The 24762-nt window shown below is 71.5% G+C and carries 22 protein-coding genes; 12 read left to right on the plus strand and 10 right to left on the minus strand.

Annotated elements, in window-relative coordinates:
* Positions 1-69: 69 nt before the first annotated feature.
* Together QTQ03_RS23890 and QTQ03_RS23895 are read left to right on the plus strand one after the other, a co-directional pair.
* A complete protein-coding gene (locus QTQ03_RS23890; RefSeq protein ID WP_289279988.1) occupies positions 70-1200 on the plus strand; it encodes a geranylgeranyl reductase family protein in 1131 nt (376 codons plus the stop codon).
* A gap of 42 nt (positions 1201-1242) precedes the next feature.
* On the plus strand, positions 1243-2013 hold the full coding sequence (locus tag QTQ03_RS23895; RefSeq protein ID WP_289279989.1) for an isoprenyl transferase: 771 nt from the start codon (positions 1243-1245) through the stop codon (positions 2011-2013).
* A 24-nt stretch (positions 2014-2037) separates the two neighbouring features.
* Here the strand turns inward: QTQ03_RS23895 and otsB are convergent, their stop codons facing one another.
* The 3 genes from otsB to QTQ03_RS23910 form a co-directional block, all read right to left on the minus strand.
* Positions 2038-2862, minus strand: a complete 825-nt coding sequence (gene otsB, locus QTQ03_RS23900; protein ID WP_289279990.1) for a trehalose-phosphatase — start codon at positions 2860-2862, stop codon at positions 2038-2040.
* 91 nt (positions 2863-2953) lie between these two features.
* Positions 2954-3307 carry a hypothetical protein gene (locus QTQ03_RS23905; RefSeq protein WP_289279991.1) on the minus strand — a complete coding sequence of 118 codons (354 nt, stop codon included), beginning with the start codon at positions 3305-3307 and terminating at the stop codon, positions 2954-2956.
* Positions 3308-3470: 163 nt separating this feature from the next.
* Positions 3471-3911, minus strand: coding sequence for a helix-turn-helix domain-containing protein (locus QTQ03_RS23910; protein ID WP_289279992.1), 441 nt, complete (start codon positions 3909-3911; stop codon positions 3471-3473).
* A gap of 264 nt (positions 3912-4175) precedes the next feature.
* Between QTQ03_RS23910 and QTQ03_RS23915 the strand changes: the two genes are divergently transcribed.
* The 6 genes from QTQ03_RS23915 (at position 4176) to QTQ03_RS23940 (ending at position 9542) form a co-directional block, all read left to right on the plus strand.
* Complete coding sequence (locus tag QTQ03_RS23915; RefSeq protein WP_289279993.1) at positions 4176-4520, plus strand: hypothetical protein; 345 nt, start codon at positions 4176-4178, stop codon at positions 4518-4520.
* Between the two features lie 31 nt (positions 4521-4551).
* Positions 4552-4896 carry a hypothetical protein gene (locus QTQ03_RS23920; RefSeq protein ID WP_289279994.1) on the plus strand — a complete coding sequence of 115 codons (345 nt, stop codon included), beginning with the start codon at positions 4552-4554 and terminating at the stop codon, positions 4894-4896.
* 420 nt (positions 4897-5316) lie between these two features.
* Positions 5317-6726 (plus strand): RNA 5'-3' helicase PhoH2, encoded by a 1410-nt coding sequence (phoH2, locus tag QTQ03_RS23925; RefSeq protein WP_289279995.1) that lies wholly within the window; start codon positions 5317-5319, stop codon positions 6724-6726.
* A 280-nt stretch (positions 6727-7006) separates the two neighbouring features.
* On the plus strand, positions 7007-7693 hold the full coding sequence (locus QTQ03_RS23930) for an aggregation-promoting factor C-terminal-like domain-containing protein (protein ID WP_289279996.1): 687 nt from the start codon (positions 7007-7009) through the stop codon (positions 7691-7693).
* A gap of 113 nt (positions 7694-7806) precedes the next feature.
* A complete protein-coding gene (locus QTQ03_RS23935) occupies positions 7807-8457 on the plus strand; it encodes a rhomboid family intramembrane serine protease (protein WP_289279997.1) in 651 nt (216 codons plus the stop codon).
* Positions 8458-8573: 116 nt separating this feature from the next.
* Positions 8574-9542 carry an NAD(P)/FAD-dependent oxidoreductase gene (locus QTQ03_RS23940; RefSeq protein WP_289279998.1) on the plus strand — a complete coding sequence of 323 codons (969 nt, stop codon included), beginning with the start codon at positions 8574-8576 and terminating at the stop codon, positions 9540-9542.
* A gap of 103 nt (positions 9543-9645) precedes the next feature.
* Here the strand turns inward: QTQ03_RS23940 and QTQ03_RS23945 are convergent, their stop codons facing one another.
* Positions 9646-10605, minus strand: a complete 960-nt coding sequence (locus tag QTQ03_RS23945; protein ID WP_289279999.1) for a DMT family transporter — start codon at positions 10603-10605, stop codon at positions 9646-9648.
* Complete coding sequence (gene glpX, locus QTQ03_RS23950; RefSeq protein WP_289280000.1) at positions 10602-11633, minus strand: class II fructose-bisphosphatase; 1032 nt, start codon at positions 11631-11633, stop codon at positions 10602-10604. Before glpX ends, QTQ03_RS23945 begins: the two co-directional genes overlap by 4 nt.
* 158 nt (positions 11634-11791) lie before the next feature.
* Here glpX and QTQ03_RS23955 point away from each other — a divergent pair, with 158 nt between their 5' ends.
* Positions 11792-12526: a DUF4245 domain-containing protein gene (locus QTQ03_RS23955; protein WP_289280001.1), complete on the plus strand. Its 735-nt coding sequence runs from the start codon at positions 11792-11794 to the stop codon at positions 12524-12526.
* Between the two features lie 98 nt (positions 12527-12624).
* Complete coding sequence (locus QTQ03_RS23960; protein WP_289280002.1) at positions 12625-13425, plus strand: hypothetical protein; 801 nt, start codon at positions 12625-12627, stop codon at positions 13423-13425.
* Positions 13426-13589: 164 nt separating this feature from the next.
* Here the strand turns inward: QTQ03_RS23960 and QTQ03_RS23965 are convergent, their stop codons facing one another.
* Both QTQ03_RS23965 and xseA read right to left on the minus strand, forming a co-directional pair.
* Positions 13590-13805 (minus strand): exodeoxyribonuclease VII small subunit, encoded by a 216-nt coding sequence (locus QTQ03_RS23965; protein ID WP_289280003.1) that lies wholly within the window; start codon positions 13803-13805, stop codon positions 13590-13592.
* 116 nt (positions 13806-13921) lie between these two features.
* Positions 13922-15088: an exodeoxyribonuclease VII large subunit gene (gene xseA, locus QTQ03_RS23970; protein ID WP_353890645.1), complete on the minus strand. Its 1167-nt coding sequence runs from the start codon at positions 15086-15088 to the stop codon at positions 13922-13924.
* Positions 15089-15335: 247 nt separating this feature from the next.
* Between xseA and QTQ03_RS23975 the strand changes: the two genes are divergently transcribed.
* Entirely contained in the window at positions 15336-16322 is a 987-nt protein-coding gene (locus QTQ03_RS23975) for a 4-hydroxy-3-methylbut-2-enyl diphosphate reductase (protein ID WP_289280005.1), read from the plus strand.
* A gap of 81 nt (positions 16323-16403) precedes the next feature.
* Positions 16404-16862, plus strand: coding sequence for a hypothetical protein (locus QTQ03_RS23980; protein WP_289280006.1), 459 nt, complete (start codon positions 16404-16406; stop codon positions 16860-16862).
* Between the two features lie 143 nt (positions 16863-17005).
* Here the strand turns inward: QTQ03_RS23980 and QTQ03_RS23985 are convergent, their stop codons facing one another.
* From QTQ03_RS23985 to ppc, 3 genes are all read right to left on the minus strand, one after another.
* The gene (locus QTQ03_RS23985; protein WP_289280007.1) at positions 17006-20272 is read right to left on the minus strand and encodes a S8 family serine peptidase; all 3267 of its coding nucleotides are present in this window, start codon (positions 20270-20272) and stop codon (positions 17006-17008) included.
* Positions 20273-20446: 174 nt separating this feature from the next.
* The gene (locus QTQ03_RS23990) at positions 20447-21592 is read right to left on the minus strand and encodes a DNA recombination protein RmuC (RefSeq protein WP_289280008.1); all 1146 of its coding nucleotides are present in this window, start codon (positions 21590-21592) and stop codon (positions 20447-20449) included.
* A 105-nt stretch (positions 21593-21697) separates the two neighbouring features.
* The gene (gene ppc, locus QTQ03_RS23995; RefSeq protein ID WP_289280009.1) at positions 21698-24484 is read right to left on the minus strand and encodes a phosphoenolpyruvate carboxylase; all 2787 of its coding nucleotides are present in this window, start codon (positions 24482-24484) and stop codon (positions 21698-21700) included.
* Positions 24485-24762: the final 278 nt, after the last annotated feature.

Consider the following 24762-nt stretch of genomic DNA (forward strand, 5'->3'; position numbering starts at 1 on the left):
GCTGGTCCGCGCCGCCGGCCCGATCGCCCGGGGAGGGTGCGCCGGCCACCGCCTACGGAAGGAGCCGCCGTGGACGACGAGTTCGACGTGGTGGTGGTCGGGGCGGGGCCGGCTGGTTCGGCCGCCGCCCTCGCGGCCCGGCGGGCGGGGGCGCGGGTGCTCCTGGTTGATCGGTCCGACTTTCCCCGGGACAAGGCCTGCGGAGACGGCATCGCCGCGCACGCGCTGGACGTCCTGAACGAGCTGGGCGTACCGGACGCGGTTGCCGGTTACCAACCGCTTCCCGCGCTGCGGCTGGTCGGCCCCGGGGGCGGCGCGGTCGCGCGGGCGCTACCTCGGCCGGCGTACACCGTGCCCCGGACGGTCTTCGACGCGCGGCTGGTCGCGGCCGCGGTCGCGGCCGGGGCCCGGCTGGCCCGGCACACGGTGCGTCGGATCGAGCTGCGCGCCGACCGGGTGGTGCTCGACGGCCGGATCACCGGGCGCGTCGTGGTGGGTACGGACGGCGCCGGCTCCGTCGTGCGTCGGGCACTCGGGCACCGCCCGAACCCGGACCGCCACCTGGCCCTGGCCCTTCGGGGGTATGCACCCGCGCTGCCCGGCCCGCCCGAACAGCTCATTGTCACCTCGGCCCCGCGTTGGCCGGCGTATGCCTGGTCGTTCCCGATCGGTGACGGTCGCGCGAATGTCGGGTACGGGGAGGTGCTGCGGGGCGAGCCGCTGAGCCGGATGCACCTCATCGAGCGGCTTGGCGGGTTGCTGCCGGGGACCGATCCGGCGACGGTGACCGACCTGCGCGCCCACCACCTGCCGCTGTCCACCCATCGGCCCGAACCGGGGCGGGGGCGGGTGGTGCTGGCCGGCGACGCACTCTCGTTGGTCAACCCGTTCACCGGCGAGGGGATCTTCTACGCACTGCTGTCCGGTGCGCTGGCGGGCGCGGCCGCCGCCCGGGCACCGGAGCAGGCCGCCCGGCGGTATGTGGCGGCGATGCGCCACCGGCTCGGTGTGCACCTGCGGCACAGCTCGGTGGCGGCGTGGCTGGCGCGGCGGAGGTCGGTGGTCGACGCGGCGGTCCGAGCGGCGACCCGGGACGACCGGGTGTACCGGACGGTGGTCGAACTGGGGCTCGGCGACGGGCGGCTCGACGCCCGCACGCTCGGCATGATCGGCCGCGAGCTCCGGAGAAGGGAACGGTAGCCCGACACCTGATCCGTCGTTCTGGTCGTTACCCTGAAGATGATGACTCTGCGGGATCTTGTCTACACGGTGTACGAGCGCCGCCTGACGGCGAGGCTCGCGGGCAAGCCGGTGCCCCGGCACGTCGGCGTCATGTGCGACGGCAACCGCAGGTGGGCCAGGGAGATGGGCTTCGTCGACCCGAACGACGGCCACCGGGTCGGTGCCGAGCGCATCAAGGAGCTGCTGCGCTGGTGCGACGCGGCCGGCGTCGGGCACGTGACGCTGTGGCTGCTCTCCACCGACAACCTCTCCCGGCCGGCGGCCCAGCTCGATCCGCTGCTTCAGATCATCGAGGACTTGACGACCGAGCTGGCCGAGGAGGGCAACCCCTGGCGGCTGCGCATGGTCGGTGCTCTCGACGTGCTGCCGGCGCAGCACGCGGCCGCCCTCAAGGCCGCCGAGGAACGCACCCGGGAACGCACCGGTGGCGCGCAGGTCAACATCGCGGTGGGGTACGGCGGCCGGCGGGAGATCGCCGACGCGGTGCGCTCGCTGCTGCAGGAGCACGCCCGGGCCGGCACCAGCATCGAGGAACTGGCCGAGGTGCTCGACGTCGAGCACATCGCCGAGCACCTCTACACCCGGGGTCTGCCCGATCCAGATCTGATCATCCGAACCAGTGGCGAGCAGCGCCTGTCGGGTTTTCTGCTCTGGCAGTCCGTCCACTCGGAGTGCTACTTCTGCGAACTCAACTGGCCGGACTTCCGCCGGATCGACTTCCTCCGCGCACTCCGCTCGTACGGCAACCGCCAGCGTCGGTTCGGCGCCTGACGCACGCTCGACGCCCGGCGGAGGTCAGGTCAGTCGGCCGACGGCGTCGGTGAGGAAGTCGCCGAGAGCGGCGGGGGAGTCGATCGTCAGATCGGCGGCGTCCGCGACCTCTTGGCCGGTCTCCGGGTTGGCAACGGCGACGCAGACGCCGAGGAAGTGCGGGTCGGCCGCGCAGCGGGCGCGCAGCGCCGCGAACGCCTTGATGTCGGAGACGTCGTCGCCGAAGTACCAGGCTCCCTCGGCATCCCGCACGAGCTCGTCGATGACCATGCCCTTGTCCCGGTTCACCGGGGGCTTCAGCTCCAGCACCATGCGCCCGGCCTGGACCCGCAGGCCGAGCTGCTCGGCCCGGGACCGGCCCCACTCCACCGCCGTCGCCCCGAGGTGCGGGACGGTCCGCCAGTGCAGCGCCACGGAGAGCCGCTTGTACTCCACCAGAGTGCCGGCGGGCAGCTCGGCGCGGGCCTGTTCGGCGAGGTCCGCCATGGTGGGCATCCAGGGCAGCGCCGCCGGTTCGGTGACGGTCTCGCCGCCGGAGTGGCTGTGCTCCAGCCCGTACAGGCCGTAGAGGTCGACCCCGGTGAGCCCGCCGAGCCGTTCGCGGAGGAATTCGACCGGGCGCGCGGAGACGATCGCCACCCGGCGTACGACGGGGGCGAGGGCCTCGATGGCGGCGAGCACCTTCGGCGCTGGCTGGACCGCGGTCGGGTCGTCGTCGACCGGCGCCAGTGTGCCGTCGAAGTCGAAGAAGAGGACGATCCCGGCGGCCCGGGCTGCGGTCGTGTTCCAGGCCAGGTCGGCGTTCAACGGGGAGCTCGGCTGTTGTCTGCCCAGATTCAACGGCGGCACGCGCGACAGCGTACCCCGGGCGTGGCGGCTCACACCCGGGCGTGACGTATGCCTCCGCCCGGCCTCGCGGTGGGCGGGCGGCGGTGTGCGGTCAGCGTTCGGCGGCTCCCCGCCCCCGCCGTCCGAACGGGACGACGGCCGCTTCCTGGCTGTGGCTGAGCAGATACCCCTCCACGAAGCCGCTGTTCCGGTCGCCGCTGCTGCTCTCGATCTCGTTGAGCCGGGCCACCAGGAACTCGGTGAGCGCGCTGATCCGGTCGTTGAGCCGGTCATGTAGTTCGGCGACCACGGCCAGGACGACCGCGGTGCCGGTGGTGGTGAGCGTGAGGATGTTGACGAACAGCGGCAGCTCTCCGCCGTTCACCGTATGGATCACCGTGTTTCCGGTCAGGAACAGTGTCAGTGACACGGTCGCGACCACGACTGCCAACCACTTCAGGGTCATGGACAGACCCCTCCTTCTGTCCCGCAGGGGCTGGGTTCGGCTTTGTCCCGTCCCCCCGCCGGTCACGAGCCCAAGCAGTACGAGTACGGACGCTAGCGCGCCGAATCGGGCCCGGGAGCGAAACGAATGAGTCTGACCTGCCGTTCTTTCGCCATCTGAGGAACTACCCGGCCTGTTTACCTCGTTTCCGGACACCGATCGGAAGAGTCGGGCGATATGCGAGGTAACGAATGGTCTCTCTGATGTGGAATTTCTCCGCGTCCGACACGTCGGGGTCGACCAGTCGGCGCAGCAGCGCCTCCACGTCCGGGTCCATCGGCGGTGGCGTCGGTGTGGTGCGCGGGGTGGCCCGACGGTCCCAGCCGAGCGCGGCGAACGCGGTTGCCGGGTTGAGGCCCAGACCCTCGCAGAAGGCCACGACGCGTTCGGCCTCCGGGTCGCTGGCCCAGTCGCCCCGCACCCATCTGTTGATCGTTTGGCGGGAGACGCCGGTCCGCCGGGAGACCTCGGTGCCGCTCCAGGCCCGGGTGGCGCGGGCCTCTTCGAGGCCGCGGCGGACGAAGGTGGCGAAGGCGATCTTCCGCGCGTTGGCCGTCTCGGTCACCCGGTGACCGTACGGCCAGCCGGCCGTCGCCGGGCTGTCCGGCGCGCGGTTGTCACGCGAATGTGACGGACGATTCGGGTTCTCGGTGGACGGTCCGGGAGCGCTCCTGAGGGGTATCACCTGGGCAGAATAGATAAACTTAGGTGTCGAGGGGATCAGACAAGAAGATGATACTGTCACGCCCGTGGGACAATCTAACGTGTGTCACGTGCAGGAGACGACGAGTGCTCACATGCGTGACATCTCCGGCACGAGGGGGATCTGGTGACCGAACTCGCCACCCGAGCGCAGGCCTTCGGTCTGATCGCCGAGGGAGTCGCCGCCGGCCTGAGCGCGCCCTGGCGCCTCTACCTGGCCCGGGGCTGCCGTTACCTGTCCCTCAGTGTCGGTGACCGTGCCGAGTGGAACGCCTGGCGTACCCACCTCGGCTGCCCAGAACTCAGCGTCCGCGTCTACGAGGCCGGCGGCGAGATCCGTCGCGCGTCGGTGGCCGAGATCATGCTGGACGGATGCCGGATCAGCGTCGAGCTGGTCGAGGAGGTCAGCACGGACGACCTCGACCGGCTGCTGACCGTCGATCCCACCCCGGTGGAGCCGGAGGAAAGATGAGCCGACACCTAACCCGGGCCGGAGCGGCCGGATGAGTCCATTCCTCGCGGTGTTCCTCGTCCTCGTCCTCGCGGCAGCCAGCTACGCCGCAGGTCGGCTACACGGTCAGCTCAGCTACCGGATCGGCTACCGCTTCGGCTACCGGCAGGGCTACTTCGACGGTGACCGGGGAGCGTGGAACCGGCGCCGGCGGGACGCCCAAGCGGCGATCGCCTCCGCGCTCGCCGGCCCTCCGCCGGCCGACACCGCACCCGCCCGGGCCATCGGCACGGTGGTGCGTCCCGGTACCACGTACACCGGCTCGTCGTTCGGCGCGCCAGCCGCCCCGGTCACCGGGCGGCACCCGACTGGGACGCTGGTGCGACGGACCGGCTGAGTCCGGTCGGCGGGGACCCGAGGCCCGCCAGCCGGGCTTTCGAAGGCACGGTGCGTCGTCCGCGGCGGAGGCGCACCGTCGGGGTCACGTCAGACCGGTGACGCCGACCCCACCGGCCGGGATGCGCGCAGGGGGCATGCATCCCGGCCGGTCCCACCGCGCCGCCGCTGCGGGCCCGGCCAGCCGCCGCTGCCGGAGCGCCTGCCCTGTTCACGCGCCGGTTGCCGGAAGATCCACGCTCGCCCTCTAGCCGGGACGGTTCGGCGCCGCTAGCGTCAAGACATGGCACGGGGTTGTCCCGGGCCAGCCGGCAAGCCCGGACCCGCGATCTCGCGCACGGGGCCCGCATCCGTCCCCGTGTCCCGGGCACCGGAGGAGGCGGAACGCGGATGGCGGGTGCCCATCCGTCGGAGCAGGCCTGTGACGACTCGCCGTACAACCACCGGTGCCGATCAGCCGCCGGCCGCGACTGCCACGACCCGCCGCGCCACCCGGAGCCGCCGCCTCGCTGCCCGGGCCGGCAGCGAGGAGCCCGGACCATCCGGCCAGGCGTTCGTCCTGGACACCTCGGTGCTGCTCTCCGACCCGGCGGCGTTGCACCGGTTCGCCGAGCACGAGGTGGTGCTTCCGTTGGTGGTCATCTCCGAACTCGAGGGCAAGCGGCACCACCCGGAGCTGGGCTGGTTCGCGCGCCAGTCGCTGCGGTCGCTGGACGAGCTGCGGGTGCGGCATGGCCGGCTGGACCGGCCGGTGCCCGCCAACGACAACGGCGGCACGCTGCGTGTCGAGCTGAACCACACCGACGACGGGGTGCTGCCGCCGGGCTTCCGCACCGAGTCCAACGACGCCCGGATCCTCTCCGTGGCGCTGAACCTCGCCGCCGAGGGGCGTGCGGTCACGCTGGTCAGCAAGGACATGCCGTTGCGGGTCAAGGCGGCCTCGGTTGGTCTGCGGGCCGACGAGTACCGGCACGGCCAGGCCGGCGACCCAACCTGGACCGGGATGTCGGAACTGGAGCTGACCGAGGATCAGATCGGCCGGCTGTACGCGGGCGAGTCGCTGGACGTCGACGCCGCCGCCGGGCTGACCTGCCACACCGGCCTGGTGCTGCACTCGGCCCGTGGCTCGGCGCTCGGCCGGGTGCTGCCGGACAAGACGGTCCGGTTGGTCCGGGGCGACCGCGAGGCGTTCGGCGTGCACGGCCGCTCCGCCGAGCAGCGGATCGCGCTCGACCTGCTACTGGACGACTCGGTAGGGATCGTGTCGCTCGGTGGTCGGGCCGGCACCGGTAAGTCCGCCCTGGCGCTCTGTGCCGGTCTGGAGGCGGTGATGGAACGCCGCCGGCACAAGAAGGTGATCGTGTTCCGGCCGCTGTACGCGGTCGGCGGCCAGGAACTCGGCTACCTGCCCGGCTCCGAGTCCGAGAAGATGTCGCCGTGGGCGCAGGCCGTGTTCGACACCCTCGGTGCGGTGATCCACGAGAACGTCCTCGACGAGGTGACCGCACGGGGGCTGCTGGAGGTGCTGCCGCTGACCCACATCCGGGGGCGCAGCCTGCACGACGCCTTCGTCATCGTGGACGAGGCGCAGTCGCTCGAACGCGGCGTGCTGTTGACGGTGCTGTCCCGGATCGGTCAAGGTTCTCGGGTCGTCCTGACCCATGACGTGGCGCAGCGGGACAACCTGCGGGTAGGACGGCACGACGGGGTGACGGCCGTGATCGAGGCGTTGAAGGGTCATCCGCTCTTCGCTCATGTCACGCTCAGCCGTTCGGAGCGCTCCCCGATCGCCGCCATGGTGACGGATCTCTTGGAGGACAACCCGCACTGACGCCCGCTTTGAGGGGGTTTGGGCGTATTATTTGCGTGGCCCACGTCACAATCGAGTCTGATGATTTCCCATCAGACGCACTGTGCGCGATGGTGTCCAACGAGCGCTCGCGCACCATGGAGATCGTCAACGATCGCCCGCCCCGCCAGGCGGACGGCGTCGACGGCGCCCGGGTGCGTCGGCCGCGACCGCGTGGCCCGGGCGCTCACGGCGCGGAGACCGGCCCATCCCTGGGTGCGCCCCCGTGTCGTGTCCTTGCACCCGACGAAGGGACCACTTCGTGAGTCGGCTGTGGAGTCGGTTGGGCGCCCGTACGGCCGCTGCCGCACTGCTCTCCGTGGGCGTCGCCGGCGGCTTCTACCTGGGTGGCGACCGGGATCAGGGTCCGAGCGCGCAGGTCGGCCTCGCGGTCGAACAGGTCGCGTTGGAGCAGGCCCGGCCGGTGTATTCCGCGAAGGAGCGGACGACTCAGTACCACGCGAAGCTGCGGGCAGCCGCGGCCGCCGAGGCGGCCGCGGAGCGGAAGCGCCGGGCCGCGGCGGCCGCCGCGTCACGGAAGAAGGCCCGGGAGGCCGCCGCCAAGGCCGCCGCGGTGAAAGCCGCCGCGGCGGAAGCCGCCGCGAGCAAGCCGTACGACGGCCCGATCCCGTCCTCCTGCACCGAGTACAGCGGCAACCGGGAGATCGGTTGTGCGCTCACGCTCGACGCGGGCTTCGAGATCGATCAGTTCCCTTGCCTGGACAAGCTCTGGACCAAGGAGAGCGGCTGGAACCACAAGGCCCGCAACTCGTCCTCCGGGGCGTACGGGATCCCGCAGGCGCTGCCCGGCAGCAAGATGGGCTCGGTGGCGGGCGACTGGCAGACCAATCCGGCCACCCAGATCGAGTGGGGCCTCGGATACATCAAGGGCCGGTACGGCACCCCGTGTAAAGCCTGGGGCCACTCGCAGAACGTCGGCTGGTACTGATCGGCAGTCGGTGATGGCGGGGTGGGATCGACCACACCCCGCCATCCGCTGTTTCGCCCAGTTGCACCGCCCTCGGGTGGCGGCTGTGGCTATCACCTGATAGCTGTTGACAGGTGACCCTGCTCCCGGGAGGCGGCGACCCGCACCGGTTCGGCACCGAGGCGTTCTACGCGGCACTCGGCCGGGCCTTCGTCGCCATGTGCGCGGTGGTGCCGTTTCTGTTCCTCATCGAGGCTGTCGACCAGGGCTTGGCGTTCGGGTTCGACCCGGCGGCCGGCATCATCCCGAGGCGGATCGAGGGTCTTGACGGGATCTTCTTCTCGCCGTTCCTGCACCACGGCTTCGACCACCTCTACAGCAACAGCGTCCCGCTGATCCTGCTCGGCACGTTCGTGCTCGCCGCGGGAGCCCGCCGGTTCCTCTGGTCCACGCTGGTCATCGTGCTGGTCAGTGGGCTCGGTGTCTGGTTCACCGGTTCACCCAACTCCGTGGTCGTCGGCGCGAGCGGGGTCATCTTCGGCTACCTGGGCATCCTGCTCACCCGCGGGATCGTCGAGCGGAGTTGGTGGAACTTCGCGGTCTTCCTGCTCGTCGGTCTGCTCTACGGCTGGCAGCTCATCGGCATCCTGCCCATCGACGAGCGGATCTCCTGGCAGGGGCACCTCTTCGGGCTGCTGGGCGGGGTCGTCGCCGCGATCGTCTTTCGGCGGCGGCCGGACGTCGGTGGCCCGTACCACTCCGAGTCGACACTCACCCTGCCCTGAACTGCCGCGACACCCCGCGGTGCCGGTGCGGGATGCCCTTGCCTGACCGCCGCTTCGCCTCTACCGTCAGAAGATCAGTACCCGTTGATCCGTGAACGGAAAGCGACGGTACGCTCATGCGCGAGGTCGATGTCGCGGTGATCGGGGCCGGGCCCACCGGCCTCTTCGCGGCGTACTATGCCGGGTTCCGTGGACTCTCGGTCGCGGTGGTCGACGCGTTGCCGGAGCCCGGTGGCCAGATCACCGCGATGTACCCGGAGAAGCTGATCCAGGATGTCGCCGGCCTCCCGGCGATCAAGGGGCGGGATCTGGTGGCCAACCTGGTCGCCCAGGCGGCCCCGTTCGACCCGCTTTACCTGCTCGGCACCCGGGCGGAGAAGCTCTCCTACGCCGACGGTCGGCCGGTGCTCGGCCTCGCCGGGGGTGAGCAGCTCGTCTGCGGAGCCGTCCTGATCACGGGCGGCCTGGGCAGCTTCACACCCCGTCCGCTGCCGGTCGCGGAGCACTTCGTCGGCGGCGGCATCGTCTACTTCGTCCCGCAGCCGGCCGATCTCGCCGACCGGGACGTCCTCATCGTCGGCGGTGGCGACTCCGCATTCGACTGGGCGCTGACCCTCCAGCCACTGGCCCGCTCGGTGACCCTCGTGCATCGCCGGGAGAAGTTCCGGGCACACGCCGCCACCGTCGCCCGGGTGCTGGATCTACCGGTTCGGGTCGTGGTGAACGCCGAGGTCACGAAGCTGCACGGCGACGGCGCGGTGTCCGGAGCCGAGATCACCGTGCGGGGTGCCGAGGCGGAGTTGCTGCCGGTCGACACCGTCGTCGCGGCGCTCGGCTTCACCGCTGACCTCGGCCCGATCGCTGAGTGGGGGCTGCGCCTGGATCGTCGGCACGTGGTGGTGGACAGCACGATGGCGACCAACCTGCGGCGGGTCTTCGCCGCAGGGGACATCACCGAGTACCCGGGCAAGGTCCGGCTGATCGCCACCGGCTTCGGCGAGGCCGCCACGGCGGTGAACAACGCGGCCGTGGTGATCGACCCGACGGCGCACCTGTTCCCGGGTCACTCCTCCGACGGCACCTGAGCTACGCCGGGTCGTGGCCGCGACGACACGCGCCGCGGGGACGGTACGGGGGGTGGGGAGCGACCCGTCCAGTGCGCGAGGCGTCAGTACGGGCCATTCCTGACTACTTCTTCCACGCGGTGACGAGGACGGCGACCAGGGCTAGCGCCGCACCCAGCAGGGTGGTCGGGCCCGGCTGCGAGGCCGCGGTCGGCAGCAGCACGTCCAGCAGGACCGCGCCGACCACCTGGCCGGCGATGGCGGCGAGCCCGAGCAGCAGGACACCGGTGAAGCGGACGATGGCGGCGGCGATCGCGATGAAGACGATCCCGATCGGGCCGCCCAGATAGAGCCACGGCTCGGTGGGTAGCGCCCCGGCGGGGAGCCCGCGGGCTGCCACGTCGACCGCGAACACGGCCAACAGGGCCAACGTACCTACCGTGAAGTTGACCAGTGTGGCGGTCAGGGCGGTGCCGGCGGCCCGGGCGACCCGCCCGTTGACTGCCTGCTGCCAGGCGACACCCATCCCGGCGAGCAGCGGTAGCAGGGCGAGCGCCAGGGCGCCCGGGTCGCCGAGCCGGCCGCTGACCGCCAGCACGACCGCGAGCACGGTGAGCATCGCCCCGCCCAGGCGCCGGAGCGTCACCGGCTGTCGACCCGTCGGACCGAGCCCGGCCCGGTCGACGGCGAGGCTGCTGCCGGACTGTCCGGCGACCACGGCCACGGTGAACACGGCGACGCCGAGGGTGCCGATCGTGAGCCCCTGCGTCGCCACCAGGAACGCCCCGCAGACCCCGCCGAGGCACTGCCAAGGGCGAAGGGTTCCCGTCGCGAGCGCCCGCCGCACCGCGACCAGGCCGCGCCGTCCGCGTGGGCTGGCGGGGACCAGCACCAGCAGCACCAGCAGGCCCACGCCGAACGAAACCACCGCGGCGGCGATCCCGTCGGCGAGGCGTACGCCCAGCTCACCGTTGATCCGGGACTGCACGGTCACGGCGACCCCGGAGGCGGTCGCGAGGCCCACGCCGGTGATCCGGCGGGTCGCCGACGAGGTCGGCCGGACCGTCGTCCCGGCGGCGCTCACTCCTGCTCGGCCAGAGGCCGGCCGTCGAAGTCAACCGCCGAGTAGAGTGCCAGCTTCTCCAGCCGGTGGTACGAGTCGATCACCCGGATCGTGCCACTCTTGGACCGCATCACGATCGACTGGGTGTAGGCCCCGCCGGCCCGGTAGCGCACCCCACGCAGCAGGTCGCCCGAGGTGATCCCGGTGGCGACGAAGAAGCAGTTGTCCCCGGTCACCAGGTCGTCGGTGGTGAGTACCCGGTCCAGGTCGTGCCCGGCCGCGAGGGCCCTTTCCCGCTCCTGGTCGTCCCGCGGCCAGAGCCTGGCCTGCATCATCCCGCCCATGCACTTGAGTGCGCACGCGGCGGTGATCCCCTCCGGGGTGCCGCCGATGCCCATCAGCACGTCGACGTCGGACTCGCCCCGCGCCGCGGCGATGGCGCCCGCGATGTCGCCGTCGGAGATGAAACGGATACCCGCCCCAGCGCGCCGGATCTGGGCGATCAGGTCGTCGTGCCGGGGCCGGTCCAGGACGCAGACCGTGATCTCGGACAGGTCCGTGCCCTTGACCTTGGCCATCCGCCGCAGGTTCTCGGCGACGCCGGCGGTGATGTCCACCACGTCGGCGTAGACCGGGCCGACCGCGAGCTTCTCCATGTAGAACACGGCGCTGGGGTCGAACATCGCCCCCCGCTCCGCCACCGCCAGCACGGCCAGGGCGTTCGGCATGCCCTTGCTCATCAGTGTGGTGCCGTCGATCGGGTCGACCGCCACGTCGACCTCCGGCCCGGTCCCGTCACCGACTCCTTCGCCGTTGAAGAGCATCGGGGCGTTGTCCTTCTCGCCTTCGCCGATCACCACGACGCCGCGCATCGGAATCGAGTTGATCAGCTTGCGCATGGCGTCGACGGCGGCCCCGTCGCCGCCCTCCTTGTCCCCCCGGCCGACCCACCGGCCGGCGGCCATCGCCGCGGCCTCGGTGACCCGGACGAGGTCGAGGGCGAGGTTGCGGTCCAGGTTCTGTGGGCTCCGTGTCCTGGTGTTCGTCATGACGGCTCCTCCTCGCGACGGTGCGGGGTGGCCCGGCAGGGCGTGGCGTCGCCGCTACCAGCTTCGGGACTGATCCTCACACGATCGTCGGGCGCGCGTGGTGGCGGGGCGGTGATGGGCCGGATACGGGCTGATCGGGCGGCTGCGAAGATGTCGGGGTGGAACCCGCACAGCCTGCTGACCGCGAACCCGCCCACCGGACACCGCCGGAAGGCCAGCCCCCGGTCGACCCGGTGCCTGCCGGGGCTGATCCGGCCGCACCGGTCCCCCCGGGGGAGCCGGCCCTGGTCGAGTCCGCTGACAGCGCGGCGAGGACGCCCGGCGAGGGGGGCGGGGCAGTGGAGACCGGCGAGCACCCCGCCCCTCCCCCCGCGGCCGACGCGGGTCGTTCGGAGCGCTCGCCGAAGGACATGGCGATCTCACTGCTCGTGCTCCTGGTCCCGATCGCCCTGCTGCTCGCCTTCTACCGGGGCTTCCTGGGCGGCGACCAGCCGGCCGTGGTCGACCCGGCGCCGGCGCTGGACTCGGCGCGGGCGGCGAACGCCTTCCCGGTGACTCAGCCGGAGGGTCTGGGCGACGGCTGGCGAGTCGTCAACGCCGGCTTCCGGACGACCGAGGGCGGGGCAACGTTGCGGCTGGGGTACCTGACCCCCGAGGGGCGGGGCGCCCAGGTGGTGCAGAGTGACGTGCCGGCGGAGCGGCTGCTGCCCGCCGAACTGACCGACGAGGGGCAGCCGCAGGGCCAGACGGATCTCGGCGGGCGCACCTGGCAGCTCTATACGGCCCGGGGCAACGAGCAGGCGTTGGTGCTGCTGGAACCGGACCGTACGGTGATCGTGGTCGGCGACGCACGGGACAACGAGCTACGGACACTGGCCGGATCGCTGCGCTGAGCGCGCCCACACGTGTCGGTGGCATCGGTTAGTCTGCCCCGGTCCGATGTCCGGCGGATCCGTCCGCCGTGCGACCTCTGTTCCGGAGAGAGACGACTGTGAACATTCGACGGTGGAGCGTCGGCGTCCTCGCCGCCACCCTGATCGTCCCCGGGCTCGCGGCCTGTGACTCCGGCTCCGGCGAGCCGGGCGTCGCCGCCAGTTCGGCCGCGTCCGCCGACCTCAAGGAGGTGCTGCTGGCCGCCACCAAGGAAATCGAGAAGGGTAACTTCGCCTACACTATCGCCGGGGATGGCCTGACCGGCAAGGGCCTGGTGCACAAGCCCAGCAACAGCGCCACGTTGAGCGTCAGTGTCGACGACGGCTCCGGTAACACGTTCGCCATGGACCTGATCCACATCGCGCCGGACAGCTGGGTGAGGGTGGACTTCGGCGAGCTGGCCGCGAGCGTCCCCGCCCTGGCTCAACTGAAGGACAAGTACCAGCACCTCGACCAGACCAAGATCAAAAATTCCGACTCGCTCGGTCTCAACCTGGACGAGGGCGTCGATCCGGCCGGCGCCGACGCGCTGCTCAGAGCGGTCGCCGACGTGCGGAAAACGGGCGAGGGAACGTACACCGGCACGCTGGACGCCTCCGGCGTGACCGAGTCGAGCGCTCTGGACAGCGACCTGGTCAAGGCCCTGGGCGACCAGGCCAAGGCGCTGTCGTTCACCGCGAAGCTGGACTCCGCGGGACGGCTCGTCGAGCTGGTTGTCCCGGTGCCGGCCGCCGGGGAGAGTAAGGCGCACGACGTCAAAATCACCTACGCCGACTACGGTGCTGCCACGGCGGCCCAGAAGCCGCCGGCGGACCAGGTCATCGACGCGTCCGACCAGACCTACGAGATGTTCCGGTAGGGAGGACCTCGCGGGGGCCGAGGGGCAGCCGGGGCGCTCCTCGGCCCGATTCCGCCCAACCGTCCGACGACGGCTGGACCGCCCGCGGCCCGACCTGCAGATCGCGGGGGCGGAACGGTCCTGGCGGTCCGGACGACGTGCCCGCCGACGGCTGGCTGACGGCGTCAGGAGTCCGTGGGGTCCTGTCGGGCGGCGTCGAGGCGGGCACGGGCGCCGTCCAGCCACGCCTGGCAGACCCTGGCCAGCTTCTCGCCGCGCTCCCAGAGCGCCAGCGACTCCTCCAACGTGGTTCCACCGGCCTCCAGCCGCTCGACCACCGACGCCAGCTCGGCGCGGGCCTGCTCGTAACTGAGCCGCTCGTCCTTCGTCTCGTCAATCATCGGCCCCCATCCCACCACACGCCGCGACCGGTCCGCCGCGCGCCGCCGGTGTCGCCGACACCCGGCCACGGTCGCGGCGACCGCAGCGCGAGGGTGGCCGGGTGTCGGCTCGGCGGTCAGCCGTCCACGGTGGCGGCCAGCTCGCCGTCGGTGAGGCGTACCCGCAGCGCGTCGCCCGTGACGACCTCCGACGCCGCGCGGACGACGTGGCCGTCGGCGCGCTGCACGATCGCGTATCCGCGGTCGAGGGTCGCGGCGGGGGAGAGGGCGCGCAAACGGGCCAGCGTGTGTCGCAGTTCGTCGCCGGCGGCGGCGAGCCGGTGGTCGAGACACCGGACGGCCCGCTGGCGTAACCCGGTCACCTCGGTGGACCGCTGCTCGACCAGCACCTGCGGCCGGGACAGCACCGGTCGGGACCGGAGCAGGTCGAGCCGGTGCGACTCCCGGTCGACCAGGTTGTGTACCGCCCGCTCCAGCCGGGACCGGGCCTGACCGATGAGTCGGACCTCCTCGGCGAGGTCGGGGACCACCCGCTTGGCCGCGTCGGTCGGGGTCGACGCACGGATGTCGGCGACATGGTCGAGCAGCGGTGCGTCGGTCTCGTGGCCGATCGCGCTGACCACGGGTGTGTGACAGGCGAACACCGCTCGGCACAGTGCCTCGTCCGAGAACGGCAGCAGGTCCTCGATGCCGCCGCCGCCCCGGGCGATGACGATCACGTCGACCGTCGGGTCGGCGTCCAGCACCCTGAGCGCGTCGACGATCTGCGGCACGGCGCTCGGCCCCTGCACCGCCACGTTGACCGTGCGAAACGCCACCGCCGGCCAGCGGCGGCGGGCGTTGGTGAGCACGTCCCGTTCGGCGGCGCTGGCGCGACCGGTGATCAGCCCGACCCGGCCCGGCAGGAACGGTGGTCGACGTTTGCGCGCCCGGTCGAAGAGCCCCTCGGCGGCGAGCAGCTTCTTCAGCTTCTCCAGCCGGGCCAGCAGCTCACCCAGGCCGACCTGGCGGATCTCGTCGGCACGCAGGCTCAGGGTGCCCCGGGCCGCGTAGAACTCGGGCCGGGCGCGCAGCACCACCCGGGCGCCCTCGCGCAGCTCCGGCGCGCCGGAGTCGAGGACGTCCCGATTGGTGGTGACGGTCAGGCTCAGGTCGGCCGACGGGTCGCGCAGCGTGAGGAAGACAGTGCTTGCCCCGGGCCGGCGGCTGATCTGCGTCACCTGCCCGTCCACCCACACCCAGCCCAGCCGCGCGATCCAGGCGCTGATCTTCTGGCTGACCACCCGGACCGGCCACGGCTCCTCGGACGTGCTCTTGCCGGCCGTCTCCCGCGCATCCACCCGCCCACCCTAGTCCCGCCCCCGCATTGATCATGATCGCACCGCGCTGGCCGAGCAGGAGCAGATCGTCGGGGCGGACCAAGGGCGCCGCCCTGATACCCGCCGCTGAGCCGGTTCCCCGGCGGCAGCCTCCGCGCTCGGGTGCGGTCACAGCCGCTGCCGACGCGGGACCGGCACGTACGATGGGCGGGTGACTGAGGCTGAAACGACGTCCCGGACCGGTAAGCGTGTGCTCCTGGCGAAGCCCCGCGGCTACTGCGCGGGTGTCGACCGGGCGGTGCAGACCGTCGAGGAGGCGCTCAAGCTCTACGGCACGCCGATCTACGTCCGCAAGCAGATCGTGCACAACAAGCACGTGGTGCGGACCCTGGAGGCCAAGGGCGCGATCTTCGTGGAGGAGAACGAGGAGGTGCCCGAGGGCGCAACCGTGGTCTTCTCCGCGCACGGCGTCGCCCCGGAGGTGTACGAGCAGGCGAAGGCGCGCTCGCTGAAAGCGATCGACGCGACGTGCCCGCTGGTCACGAAGGTGCATCAGGAGGCGAAGCGGTTCGCCGCCGAGGACTACGACATCCTGCTGATCGGCCACGAGGGGCACGAGGAGGTCATCGGCACCTCCGGCGAGGCACCCGAGCACATCCAGCTCGTCGACGGCCCGGAGGACGCTGACAAGATCACCGTTCGCGACCCGAACAGGGTGGTCTGGCTCTCCCAGACCACCCTGTCGGTGGACGAGACGCTGGAGACGGTGGCCCGGTTGAAGAAGCGGCTGCCGATGCTCCAGTCGCCGCCGAGCGACGACATCTGCTACGCCACCAGCAACCGGCAGCACGTGGTCAAGGAGATCGCGCCGGACTGCGACGTGATGATCGTCGTCGGTTCGCGGAACTCGTCGAACTCGGTGCGCCTGGTCGAGGTGGCCCTCGACGCGGGTGCCCGCGCCGGTTACCTGGTCGACTTCGCCGACGAGATCGACGACACCTGGCTCGAGGGTGCGCGTACCGTCGGCCTGACCTCGGGTGCCAGCGTCCCCGACGACCTGGTCCAGGACGTGCTCGCCCACCTCGCGGCCCGTGGCTTCACCGACGTCGAGGAGGTGGTGACCGCCAACGAGCGGCTGACCTTCTCGCTGCCGCAGGAGCTCAAGCGGGACATGAAGGCCGCGGCGGCCCGGGGCTGATTCGGTGGCGGGCGGAACGGGGACGTGCGCGGCTGGGGTTCGGTCGGGAACGCCGGGCGCGCGCGGTACGTCAAAGTCGCTATGAGGACCTTTCGGCTCGCCGTCCCGGCGCTGGCCGTCTGCCTGGCGCTCGGCGCCTGCGGCGGCCAGGGTACGGGTGACGGCTCTCTAGATCAGACGGGAGCGGCGCCGATGACCACTCCGTTCGACCCGGACCCGACCACCCCCGGCACCGTGCCGTCGACCGGCCCGGGTGATCCCATCGAGAAGACCGCTCCGGTGGCCCCGCCGCCGTCGAAGCGCACCGGCGGTCCCACCCTGCCACCACCGGTCGGGGCCGCCACCCTGAGCGGGCGGGTCGAAGCCGGAGTGGAGCCCGGTTGCCTGCTGCTCGACGGTCATCTGCTGGTTGGCGGTCCCCGCGACGTGCTGACCGCCGGCGCGACGGTAACCGTGACCGGCAAGATCGAGCCCGACATGGTGACCACCTGTCAGCAGGGTATCCCGTTCCTGGTGGAGACGGCGGCCCGGAAGGGCTGACGCGGTATCCGCCGGTTCGGCTCCCTCGCCGGCCGCGTCGTCGTGGGTTCCGCCGGAGCGCCGGGTGCGGCGTGCGGTGTCGAGTCGACGGACAGGAGCCCGCCCCCGCGGCCGGGGACGGGCTCCTGTCGTGCCGCGGATGGTCAGTTCACCGCGCCGATGGCAACGCCGCCACGGCCGACGACCGCACCCTCCGACGTCACCACGGTCAACTCACCGTAGAGCTCCCGGCCGGCGACCGAGGTGGACTGGGCGGTCACCGACCCCGTGAGGGAAGCGGTGGCGCCGTGCCCCAGCGTGAGCGGGGTCGACGACGTCGTCAGGGTGCCGAGCGCCGGGGCGGAGAACGAGTCCCGGTAGTCGTACGCCGTGCTGCCGCCGGCACCGTCCACCGCGTACCCGTCGACGACGACCCGGTAGGTGCCCGGTGTCGGGTTGTTCAGGGTCACCGCCTCTTCCGAGTCGCCGTCGGCGGAGTAACCGACCCGGTCGGCGCCCAGGAAGACGTACAGGTCCAGGTCGGCGGCCGCGTTCTCCGGGTTGCCGATCCGGGCCGTGAACTGGGTCGCGCCGGCCGGAACCTCCACCAGGAACTCCTCCGAGCCGCCCTCGGCGATGGTGGGCCGCTCGGTGTGGACGCTGGAGAGCGGGCCGCCCTGGCCGGTCACGGCGACCGGGCCGAAGGTGTTGGTCAGGTCCCAGCTGACCGGGGTCGGCACCCCGGAGTCGACTGCCGGCAGCTCGACCACGGCCGGCTCGACCGCGACGCCCTGCACCCGCGCCTGGAGCTGGAACGGGTTGTTCAGCGAGGGTGAGGTGCGCCGGGACTCCACCTCGATCTCCCAGACGCCCGGAATCGGGTTCTCGTAGTCCCGCTCCTGCGGCTTGCAGACGGCGGCGTCGGAGAAGTTGGTGTAGCAGTTTCGGCTGGAGGTGCTCTCCACCGGCACGCCGTACGGGTTGAAGGCGATGAACCGGGTCTGCGAGGCGGTGGCGATGCCGGCGAGGTTCACCTGCAGTGCCCCGGCTCCGGGCGGCACCGTGACGAAGTACGAGGTGGAGCCGTTCCGTTCGACCGAGCCCTCGGCGGAGAACGAGTACGCCGGCTTGCGGACGTCGTTGCCGGCCACCACGACGGCGGACACCTCGAAGTCGATGACGCGGGTGGCCGGGTCGTCGATCGTCACGATCGTGCCGTGCGCGCCGGCGCTCTTCGGCTTGGCGGTGACCCTGAGGGTGACCGTCTTGTTCAGCGGCAGCGCGATGGTCCTCGGTGCCTTGAAGGTCCCGTCGTTGCCGCGCAGACCGACGGTGTGCTTGACCTTGCCGGCCGGTCCGGTGGTGCGGGTCAGCTTGACCTGGTAGGTCTTCGACCGGCCGATCTTGTGACCGCCGTCGGCGGAGCCACAGCGGTTGTACACGCCGGTACCCCGGTTCGGGGTGGTGAGCTGGTCGGAGAGCACCGTGCAGACCGGGGCGTCGGAGACGTACGAGCGGGTCTCGACGCCCTTGCGCAGCAGCTTCCAGGCCCCCGCCACGTTGAACATGCCGTAGCCCTGGCCGTAGGTCGGGACGCCCTTGATCGGCTTGGCCGAGCTGTAGATCGCCCGACGCAGCATCGCCGGCGTGACGCCCTTGGCGGTCGCCTTGGCGGCCGACAGGAGCAGCGCGGCGGCGCCGGCGGCCTGTGGGGACGCCATCGAGGTGCCGTTGAACATCCCGTAGCCCGGCGGAAGGGCGTATCCGGCCTCGGCGACCGCGCTGCCGTCCTGCCAGACCGGCGTGGTGGAGATGGCCGAGCCCGGGGCGGCGATGTTGGGCTTGGCGCCGCCGTCCTCGCGCGGGCCGCGGGAGGAGAAGTTGAACAGGGCGTTCCTGGTCTTCACCGCCGAGCCGTAGTTCGCCAGCCAGGTGGCCTTGCTGACGCTGGCGGCGACGCTGACCACGTCGGACGAGGCCGACGGGTCGCCGATGGTGTTGACGCCGGGCCCACTGTTGCCGGCGGAGATGAACATCTGCACGCCGTAGGTGTTGATCAGGTTGTTGTACAGCTCGGCGCGGGCGTTGTTGCCGTCGTTGAGCGCAGGCAGGCCACCGATCGACATGTTGATCACGTCGACGCCACGGTTGATCACCAGGTCGGCCATGCCGGTGGTGAGTGCGGCGTAGGTGCAGCCGCCACCCCACGAGCAGGCGCGGGCGGAGACGATCTTGGCGCCGGGCGCCGCACCGTCGAACGCGTCGTTACCCAGCATGTCGTTGGCGGCGGTGATGCCGGCGACGTGGGTGCCGTGCGCGCCCTCGATGATCCCGATGTTGACGAAGTCGGCCGTCGTTCCGACGTAAGGACCGCCGTAGGGGCTCATGTCGACGTCTTCGCGGTACTCGACCACGAACGCCATCTGCTCGCGGACCGCGGTCGACGGGTTGTCGGTACCGAAGTGGCCGACGTCGAACTTCTCCCGGTACGGCCGCATCACGGTCTCGTCGGTGAAGTCCCGGTCCAGGTCGACGTCCACCAGGATGTCGTTGGTGGCGGGGTTGTAGAGCACGCCCCACACGTCGGACTGGTCGCCATCGCGGTTGACGTCACCGCCCGGCTCGCTGCCCGCGGTGATCGACTCACGGAAGGTGCTGAAGCGGTAGGTGCCCTCCGGGGCTGTCCACGACACGCCCGCAGCGCTGAAGGAGGGACCCGTCACCTCGGTCAGCATCGGGCGCCAGGTGGGGTCCTCGTACGGGCTGGTGGCGGTGACCCAGTCGACGATCTTCCGCTCGCCGGTGGTGGTCTGCTGGAGCGCCGGGTGGTCGAGGTCCACGCCGGAGTCCATGATACCGATGGTCACGCCACGGCCGTCCCACTCCGGGTGCTGGGAAACGAACTTGACCGCGCCGGTCTCGTGGGTCGGCATGTACGGGTTGGCGGCGCGGGTGTCCGCACCCGGACCGCTGAGGGTCGCGCCCTGCCGGGCCGACCTACGGCCGGACGGGGCCGCCTCCGGCCGCGGGTCGGGCCGCTGGATCGTCTCGTCCAGGTCGACCGCGGCGACACCGGGCAGGGTGGCGGCCTTGACCACCTTCTCGGTGGGTACCGTCGCCAGCACGTAGCCGATCGTGTCGTATCGCTCGGTGACCGCGGCGCCGAGACCCTTCAGGTCGTCGGCGACGTCCTTGGCCTCACCCTTTTCGGTTGCGACGATGAGGGTGACGGTGGGGCTCTTCTTCGCTTCCGCCTCGGCGAGCAGCTTGGCGTCGTGGGCGCCGAGCACTTCGACGGGGGTCGCGTCGGGTGCGGCAGGTGCGGCACTCGCCGTGGCGGCGCCGCCCGCGACGGTCACGGCACTGGCTGCCACGACCGACGCGAAGAGCGCGGCGGAGGTACGCCGGCTCAGCTTTCGGGTTTTACTCACGTTCTCTTCCTCCAGAGAACAGGGCCCTCAGATGCAGGGCACGCGTGAGCGAAATCCTTCGGTGTATCGATGGCCGGTGTCACTATCGGAGAGTTCGTTGTGACCACTTCGTGATGTGCCAGGACGCTTAGTGTCATAGGCAACCGCCGGTAGCGGACAGTGAGTGAACATTCGTCAACTCTCCGGCTCCAGCAGCTCCGGGGCCTGCGGCTGGCGGGGGGCCACCTCCACCTGCGCGGGCGCGGCCAACTGCTCGTCGGAGACGCCCAACTCGGCGAGCTTGCGCGCGCTGACCAGCACCCGCGCCTCCAACGAGCCCACCGCCCGGTTGTACGCGGTGACCGCCCCGCCGAGCGCCGACCCCAGCCGGCCGACGTGATCGCCCAACGTGGACAGCCGGCCGTACAGCTCCCGCGCGAGCGAGTGCACCGCCACCGCGTTGCGCGCCAACGCCTCCTGTCGCCATGAGTAGGCGACCGTGCGCAGCAGGGCGACCAGGGTCGCCGGCGTCGCGAGGACCACGTTGCGGGCGAACGCGTGCTCCAGCAGGGTCGGGTCGCGCTGCAACGCGACGTCGAGGAACGGGTCCGCCGGCACGAACAGCACCACGAACTCCGGTGCCTGGTCGAACGCCGCCCAGTACGACTTGGCGGCCAGCGCGTCGACGTGGGCGCGCAGGTGCTTCGCGTGCGCGTCCAGGTGGGCGTCCCGGCCACGCTCGTCGCGCGCCTCCATCGCCGTCAGGTAAGCCTCGAACGGTGCCTTCGCGTCGACCACCACCGACCGGCCGCCGTGCAGCCGCACCACCAGGTCGGGACGGACCACCTGGTGGTCGGTCGCGGCCGTGACCTGCTCCGCGAAGTCGCAGTGCGCCAACAGGCCGGCCGCCTCGACGATGCGGCGCAGCTGGTGTTCACCCCACCGGCCGCGGACCTGGGGCGCCCGCAGCGCCGCCACGAGCTGCTTGGTCTCGGTGCGCAACTCGCCCGAGACGGTGCTCATCGCGCGGACCTGCTCGCGCAGCTCGGCGTACGCGTCGACCCGGTCCCGTTCCAGCTCGGCGACCCGCTGCTCGTACCGTCGCAGGGTCTCGTGCAACGGCGCCACCGCGCGGGCGACCGCCTCCTGGGACTGGGCGGTGGCCTCGTAGCTGAGCGCCCGCATGGACTGCGCCAGCCGGCCCTCGCCCTCCCGGTTGGCGGCAATGGTGGCCGCCAACCGTGCGATCTCCGGGGCGGAGCGGACCCGGGCGGCGTACCACCCGACCGCGCCGCCCGCCGCGAGGCAGACAACCACCACGGCCAGTGTCGAGAAATCCACCGACCGAGCGTGCCAGAACCGGAGCGCGGGAGCGACCGGGCGCGGCCCGGTCGCCGGGGGAAAATCCGGAACAGCCAGGTCCCCGCCTGCCGCTGGCGACGCTGCTCAGCCGGTGTTGCGCATGCCGGCGGCGATGCCGTTGACCGTGGTGAGCAGCGCTCGCTCCAGCGCGGTACCGTCGCTCGGCGCGCGCCGAGCGCCCGGGGCGGTGGCCACCGCCCGGCCGGCCGCACCCGAGTCCCGGTACTGCCGTAGCAGCGCCACCTGAAGATGGTGCAGCGGCTCCAGGTAGGTGTCACGGACGGCGAGGGTGCGCTGGAGCACCGGGGAGTTCTCCAGCAGGTCCGGCGAGGCGGTCACCGCGAGGACCTCACGCCTGGTCAGCTCATACTCCTGCTCGATCTGGCGGAAGATCGGGTGCAGCTTCTTCGGCACCAGCGTCTCCACGTACCGGCGGGCGATCGTCAGATCGGTCTTGGTGAGCATCATCTCGACGTTCGACAGGAACGTCCGGAAGAAGTGCCAGCTACGGTGCATCTCGGCGAGCACGTCCGCGAGGCCGGCCTCGCGGGCGGCCGCCAGGCCGGACCCGACCCCGAACCAGCCGGGAATGATCTGCCGGGTCTGGGTCCAGCCGAAAACCCACGGGATGGCGCGCAGCCCGGCCAGGCCCGCTCCGGTGTTCGGTCGCTTCGCTGGCCGGGAGCCGATGTTCAGCGCGCCCAGCAGCTCGGTCGGGGTGGCGGCCCAGAAATACTCGGGCAGGTCCGGCTCCTCGACCAGCGACCGGTACGACCGGTACGCCGCCTCGCTGACCACGTCCATGGTCGCGTCCCAGCGCTCCAGCATCTCGGCGGGCTGCCGGGGCGCGGTGTGCAGCAGGGTCGACTGGAGCACCGCGGCGACGGTCAGCTCCAGGTTCTCCCGGGCCAGCGCCGGCAGGGTGTACTTGTCCGAGATCACCTCGCCCTGCTCGGTCACCTTGATCTCGCCGTCGAGCGTCCCGTACGGCTGGGCCAGGATCGCGTCGTGCGTCGGCCCACCACCCCGGCCGACCGTGCCGCCCCGGCCGTGGAAGAGCCGCAGGTGCACGCCGTGCCGGGCGGCCACGTCACGTAGCGCCCGCTGCGCCCGGTGGATGGACCACTGACTGGTGGTGATGCCGGCCTCCTTGTTGGAGTCGGAGTAGCCGAGCATCACCTCCTGCACGTCCCCGCGGGCCGCCACCAGCGCCCGGTACGCCGGCAGCGAGAGCAACTCGTCCAGCAGGTCGCCGCCGGCGTTCAGTTCGGCGGGGGTTTCCAGCAGCGGCACGAAGCCGATCCGGGCCCGGTCGGTGTGCACGTCGACCAGGCCGGCCTCACGGGCCAATACGACCGCGGCGAGCACGTCGTCCACGCCCAGGGTCATCGAGATGATGTACGACTCGACGACTTCCTGGCCGAACCGGTCCTGTGCCTCCCGGATCGTGCCGAAGACGTCGAATGTCCGGCGGGCCGACGCGGTCAGTGGGGTGTCCAGCGTGGACAACGGTCGACGGCCGGTCAGCTCGTCGGCGAGCAGCTTGGTGCGCTCCAGCCGGGTGAGCGCCGGGTAGTCGGCGACCTCGCCGACGGCGGCGAAGAGCTGGGCCAGCACCTCGTGGTGCTGGTCGGCATGCTCCCGGATGTCCATGGTGGCGAGGTGCAGGCCGAACGCGGAGACCGTGCGGATGGTCGACGCGAGCCGGCCCACAGCGGTGAGCTGGCCGGAGTTGCGGGCCAGTGAGGCGCGCAGCAGCTCCAGGTCGGCGATCAACTCGGCGGACCCGCGGTAGTCGCGCCCCGGCACGTGCGCGGTGCCCTGCCGCAGCCGCAGCCGGGTGTTGGCGAGCTTCGCCTTCACACAGCGGGCCTTGAGCCGGTACGGTTCCTCGGCGTTGACCCGGCGGAATCGGGGCGCCACCTCGGGCAACGCGTCGAGGTCGGTGGCGAGGCTGGCGGAGAGGTCCAGCGACACCCCGCGCAGCCGCCGGGAGACGGAGACCTCGTTGATCAGATGGTCCATCGCCTTCTCGGTGGCCGCGATGCCGTGCTCGTGCTGGATGGTCAGCACCTCGCGGGTCACCGTCGGGGTGACGAACGGGTTGCCGTCCCGGTCGCCGCCGATCCAGGTGCCGAAGGTCAGCGGCCGGGCGGTCGGCGAGGTTTCCACGCCGAGCATGCGCAGCGTTTCGGCGAGGTCGTCGAGCACCTGCGGCGCGGCCTCGGCGTACAGGTCCCGCAGGTAGTAGATGGCGTTGCGCGCCTCGTCGGTCGGATCCGGTCGGTCCAGCCGCAGCTCGTCGGTCTGCCACATCAGGTCGAGCAGCTCGGCGAGGCGGCGGTTGGCCGGGCCCTCGTCGCTCGCCCCGTACAGGATCGCGTTGGTCGTCTCGGCATCGAGTTCGTCGGCGATCGCGCGGAGCTTCGACAGGATCGAGCGGCGGGCGGCCTCGGTCGGGTGAGCGGTGAAGACCGGCCGGACCGCGAGGCGGCGGGCCGCCGTGGCGATCTCCTCGGCGGGCACGCCCCGCTCGGCGATCATTTTGGCGGCCTGGTCCAGCCAGCCGCCCTGGATCGCGCGGCGACGGCGTAGGTCCCGAGCGCGGTGGACCTGCTCGGTGATGTTGGCCAGGTGGAAGTATGTGGAAAACGCGCGGGCCAGCTTCGTGCCGGTGCTGACGTCCAGCCCGGCGAGCTGTTGCGCCGCCTTCGGCGCGTCCGCGCGGACCTGGGCGCGGATGTCCTCGACAAGGTCGAGCAGGGGCCGACCCTCCTGGCGCGCGAGGGTCTGCCCGAGCAGGGTGCCGAGCCGGCGGATGTCGGCGCGCAGGGCGGCGTCGGGGCCGTCATGGTCATGCTGGTCGGTCACGGTGCGCTCCTTACGTGAGTACGAAGGACAGCGCTGTCCGACTCCTGGATGATATCCGCGTGGCCCCGAATGTAAGGAGGGACCCGTGCTAACCCCCTGTGTTGTGTCCAGGTCCCTGTCCGACATCTTCAGACATCTGTGCTGCTCCCGCCGGTCGGGCGGCCCGGCGTCCTCGGCAGCCGGGAAAGGCGGTGGCGTTGATCACGCCGATCTGGCCGAACGCCCGTTCGGGCCACCGGGGCCGGCTTCGATCGTCTCCGGCGAGAGATAGTGTCGAC

This window comes from Micromonospora sp. WMMA1363 (genome assembly GCF_030345795.1).
Classification (GTDB): Bacteria; Actinomycetota; Actinomycetes; order Mycobacteriales; family Micromonosporaceae; genus Micromonospora.

Bases quoted from the DNA above. Each gene is read 5' to 3' on its own strand.
- QTQ03_RS23895 (WP_289279989.1), top strand. From the start codon at position 1,243: ATGACTCTGCGGGATCTTGTCTACACGGTGTACGAGCGCCGCCTGACG.
- QTQ03_RS23905 (WP_289279991.1), bottom strand. From the start codon at position 3,307: ATGACCCTGAAGTGGTTGGCAGTCGTGGTCGCGACCGTGTCACTGACA.
- QTQ03_RS23920 (WP_289279994.1), top strand. From the start codon at position 4,552: ATGAGTCCATTCCTCGCGGTGTTCCTCGTCCTCGTCCTCGCGGCAGCC.
- QTQ03_RS23940 (WP_289279998.1), top strand. From the start codon at position 8,574: ATGCGCGAGGTCGATGTCGCGGTGATCGGGGCCGGGCCCACCGGCCTC.
- glpX (WP_289280000.1), bottom strand. From the start codon at position 11,633: ATGACGAACACCAGGACACGGAGCCCACAGAACCTGGACCGCAACCTC.
- QTQ03_RS23965 (WP_289280003.1), bottom strand. From the start codon at position 13,805: ATGATTGACGAGACGAAGGACGAGCGGCTCAGTTACGAGCAGGCCCGC.
- QTQ03_RS23980 (WP_289280006.1), top strand. From the start codon at position 16,404: ATGAGGACCTTTCGGCTCGCCGTCCCGGCGCTGGCCGTCTGCCTGGCG.